Here is a 1,882-nt window from a genome sequence, read left to right as displayed (position 1 = left end):
GGCCGCTTCGCGGTCGCGCAAGCGCGAGCCTGGCAGCCCCCGCAGAACCGGCGGTGCGGCGTGCGCTGCCCGACCGACCGAGGGGAGCCCCCGCCGGGGTGGGTTGTGGCGGAGGCCGCCGGACGGGTGCGGGTGCGAGGCCGGTCCTGACCTGCGGATAGATGTGATGCAGGTCACTCCCCCGGAGGGGTGTTCGGGTTGGACTTCCACCCTCAAATAAGGCAGAATTAGTGATGTCGGAAGGGGGGGGCAGCCCCCGGACGACAGCCCCAAACCTTCAACACCAAGGAGCGCGACATGGGAACCAGCACCCTCTCCGGATACCGCACCGGCGGAGTCGTCGCGTTCCACGCTCGCGGACCGCAGGTTGCCGAGGGGCGCGACGTCCCGCTCACGGTGGTCCCCATGCCCGTCGGCGAACTCCGCCATTACGCCTGGATCATTGAAGTGCTCCAGGCGGAATGCGGGTACCACGGCGACATCGTCGGCGGGAACGTCTACTTCGCCGACACGGACAGCTTTCTCGGCTGTTTCATCAGCGACGGCCGCCGGACCCACGTCGAATGGTGGGACGACGTCATGCTGAACGACCTGGAATTCGTCGCCGAGGTCCGCACCCCGCAGATCGCCCTGAACTACCTGGTGGACCGGTGGAACGGAGCCCACGGCCGGGTGCTGCCGGTACGGGAGCCGTGGGAGAGCGACGAATCGCTCACCAGCCGCACCCGGACGGTCCTGGAGGCCCACACTGTGGCCGGCCGCCAGGCCCCGTCAGCGCAGACCCTGGCCGACGCCATCGCCAAGGCTGAGGCCGAGGCCGCAGAGCGCGAGCGCGCCGAGGCCAAGCGGCGAGCCGACTACCTGGCCACCGTCAGGGACCACGCTTTCGGTTTCGACCTCTCGCAGTTCGAGCTGGGGGCGTACCGCGTCATCGACCTTGCCAAGGCCGGACGGCCCGGAGGGTGCCAGTACCGCCGCTGCACCCTGCCCGCGCCGGTCGCGATCGAGGCCGACCCCTGGTCGCAGCAGGACGGATGCCGCACGGCACACCGAGTGTGCGCTTTCCACTTCACCGAGGTCATCGACGAGTTGGTCACCCGATAGCGAGGAGGGTCCGCCGCTCCGGAGCGGCGGACCAGGGTGAGCCGGAAACCGGTCGTGACCTGCGGATGGATGTGGTGTAGGTCACTTCCCGGGAGGGGTGTTCGGGTTGGACTTCCACCCCTAAATAAGGCAGAATTAGTGATGTCGGAAGGGGGTGGCAGTCCCCCGGACGACAGCCCCAAACCTTCAACAGCAGGGAGCGAAGATGTACACCGTCGGTCAGAGGGTCGAGTTCACGGCGAAGGTCGAATTCCTCGGCACCACCGCCCACCCCGGAGACCGGGGCACCGTCGAGGGCGTTCACGCCCAGGACGGGAACCTGACGGTCAAGCTGGACAATGGCCGGTCCTCCTGCCCCCGCATGAACGAGGTTCAGCCGGAGCCCAGCGATCAGCAGGAGATCACCACGTACCCGAAGACCGCGATCATGCTCGGCAAGGGCGACGTCATCCAGGACCCGCAGGGCGGCCTCCACCGGGTCACCGAGTGGGAGACCTACCCGCTGATCGCGATCTACTTCAAGACCGACACCGGCCTTGAGATCCAGAAGAAGTGGTACGACCCCTCCGAGTACGACGTACTCGTGCCCCAGCCCGACGACGCCGCGCTCGCCAAGCTCCGCGCCGCGTAACAGCCAGGCCGCCCCGCCCCGTGTGTTCGGGGGCGGGGCCGCCGTCGTTTCGGCGGCGGTAGCGGACGCCCCTGGCGGGGCGGCTGTGTTGGTGGCCCGGTGCGTGCTCGCCGGCCCCGGCCTCCTTCGTCGGCCGGTGCCGTCGGC

2 protein-coding genes are annotated in these 1,882 nt (G+C 68.9%); both read left to right on the top strand.

What is annotated here, in order from left to right:
• Positions 1-297 precede the first annotated feature (297 nt).
• A complete protein-coding gene (locus AB0958_RS45015) occupies positions 298-1,104 on the top strand; it encodes a hypothetical protein (RefSeq protein ID WP_366896276.1) in 807 nt (268 codons plus the stop codon).
• A 205-nt stretch (positions 1,105-1,309) separates the two neighbouring features.
• Entirely contained in the window at positions 1,310-1,735 is a 426-nt protein-coding gene (locus AB0958_RS45010) for a hypothetical protein (protein ID WP_366896275.1), read from the top strand.
• The last annotated feature ends 147 nt before the right edge of the window (positions 1,736-1,882 follow it).

It is taken from the genome of Streptomyces sp. NPDC006655, assembly GCF_040703965.1.
Classification (GTDB): domain Bacteria; phylum Actinomycetota; class Actinomycetes; order Streptomycetales; family Streptomycetaceae; genus Streptomyces.
Note: the sequence above shows the minus strand (reverse complement) of the source record. Positions and strands in the feature narration are given on the sequence as shown.

Coding starts and splice junctions, on each gene's coding strand:
- AB0958_RS45015 (WP_366896276.1), top strand. CDS start 298: ATGGGAACCAGCACCCTCTCCGGATACCGCACCGGCGGAGTCGTCGCG.
- AB0958_RS45010 (WP_366896275.1), top strand. CDS start 1,310: ATGTACACCGTCGGTCAGAGGGTCGAGTTCACGGCGAAGGTCGAATTC.